The sequence below is a fragment of the Microbulbifer okhotskensis genome (genome assembly GCF_023895975.1).
Classification (GTDB): Bacteria; Pseudomonadota; Gammaproteobacteria; order Pseudomonadales; family Cellvibrionaceae; genus Microbulbifer; species Microbulbifer okhotskensis.
In genome coordinates this window covers 1-1,951 of record NZ_JALBWM010000257.1, presented here as the reverse complement: position 1 = coordinate 1,951, position 1,951 = coordinate 1, and the positions used below count along the sequence as shown (strand labels likewise).

Here is a 1,951-nt window from a genome sequence, read left to right as displayed (position 1 = left end):
CACTGAGTTGCTGTTCGAGGTCTTTATCGTTCATTGTTTTGCTCATGGGTTGCTCAGGTATAGAGTATGGGGGCATGAGCAGTTACACAATTTAATTTACAGCCTCTATTTAATTTTTACCGGTAGTAGAGGCTGAATACTTTTGGGCATCTCACTTGTATCTTGTTCATATTTGCGAGGTATTCGGTTAGATTGATCCGCAACAGAATCTAATAGTTCAGACTTGTTCTGACAGTTAGCGGTTTTTCAGAAGGTGCTCTGTCAGGTCAAATTCAGTTTCCGATTTTTTTCTTCCAGATGCCTTTTCCATCTTCAAGTGTTTCCATCGGTGTACGACCGTAATATTTCTTGTCATGATGGGTGCGATCACTATCGTAATATCTGAGCCATTCGACTAGATCCTTTTGCCTTCTCCACAGATCTGTAATCGCCCAGCTAACCCCACCCTTTAATTTATTCGGCAGGTCTGCACCTGTTATATCTTGAAAGCTCCAGGACAATAAAGCTTAAATATCTCAATTGTCTTCGCACGAAACAAGTCGGTATAAATCTGGCACATGTAATCATACGGCTCGAGACCATTGGCTTAGGCTCCTCTGGGAACATCACCAAATAATCACTTTTACGACCGACTTCAAAAGGGTGAGTGGCATTTTCGGCTGGATTATTGTCGATATTTAACTGTCCATCTTTGGTGTGAACCGTAAGTTTCTTCCACTTTTTGTGCAGATATCCCTGTGCCTTCCCAAGCACGGCCTTCGGTTGTCCTTTGCGTTCCATATCATACAGGTAACCAATATAGTTGGGGGCAATATCGGCTTTGCTCAGCTGATTCTTTTTACCTTTACTTAGTTTATGCGCTTTACCACCAGCAACCTTTTGTGTATCGATAAACTTGCGACGCGTATGAGCCCAGCAGCCGAGATGAGTCATATTCTGTTCTGCAGTAACAGCATATTAGCCGGCACAGTCGTCGGTTTGCAGATAACCCTTGAAGCCGGATAGCATTGCATACACCGCCGCTGCGTTAATCGTGGGTAAAGTCATCACTCCACAACCAGTGAAAACGCTGCTTCTCCTAGCGTTTATACCAGACCACAAAGCCGTTACCCCCCAGTAGAGCAGCTTGACCTTATCGCGGCCGCGATTGCACAATACGAAGAGTACTTCGAGTGCTGGCGATAGCCATCATCTCTTGCTCAACTAATACCGTTAAGCTATCGATAGATTTACGCATACCGACGGGCCCCGTATACAAATACACTTGTACTGATCGTTTTTTGTGCAGCATCAATGCTGTCCCCGTAGGAGGCGCCAGAACAATGGCAGGGTGTGTTCCAGCGCAGATACCGGCAGCTGGATATCACCGGGTATAGCCAGTTCCCACGAAGCCTGTAAAGCAGGCAGTGATATGGGAAGTCGCTTGCTCTGCTTGTTGCGCCAATACGTAAAGGTACTGAGCTTTTGCTGGTGATGCTGGCAGTATGCCGTTTGGGAAATATCGCTGCTATTCCAGTCACTGATATGCTCCTGCCAGAAGTCGGTTTTGTTCTGGGTGTTCATTGAGAATTCCTGATCGTTAAAAATCAGGAGAGTTGAGAAAACCTGACTAATATTTTAGATGGGGTTACTTGATCGCTTTCTGTATAGGTATCGACATAGGTTTGTTGGTAAGCACGCCCAACACCCTTAAATGCTCCTACGCAGAAAGTATCCTGCGAGCCCAGATAGCCTTCGCGTTAAGTATCAATTTCACCGCAGGCTTCATCATCATGCCGCTTTCGCTCCAAAGCCTGAACCTATGACTCGGTGAGGACTAGCCCCTCCTCAGCCACCAGGGCAATTGCACTACGATTTTCAGGCTGCAATAGTAGCTCCGCCTGTGTCTTTGCAGAAAAAAGCTAGATTGCCAACATAAGCGACACACGCTTACCCACTAGAAATTCCAGCG

At 46.0% G+C, this 1,951-nt stretch carries 1 protein-coding gene and 3 pseudogenes; all 4 read right to left on the bottom strand.

All coding sequences use genetic code 11. The features are described 5' to 3' along the window. Positions 1-272: 272 nt before the first annotated feature. Positions 273-407 (bottom strand): annotated as a pseudogene (locus MO867_RS21820) (IS481 family transposase); the annotation flags it as partial. Between the two features lie 46 nt (positions 408-453). Continuing rightward, a pseudogene (locus tag MO867_RS21815) lies at positions 454-939 on the bottom strand (IS66 family transposase); the annotation flags it as partial. A gap of 351 nt (positions 940-1,290) precedes the next feature. Further along, positions 1,291-1,563, bottom strand: a complete 273-nt coding sequence (gene tnpA / locus MO867_RS21810) for an IS66 family insertion sequence element accessory protein TnpA (protein ID WP_252473074.1) — start codon at positions 1,561-1,563, stop codon at positions 1,291-1,293. A 77-nt stretch (positions 1,564-1,640) separates the two neighbouring features. Beyond that, positions 1,641-1,835, bottom strand: a pseudogene (locus MO867_RS21805) (IS481 family transposase); the annotation flags it as partial. Between the last annotated feature and the right edge of the window lie 116 nt (positions 1,836-1,951).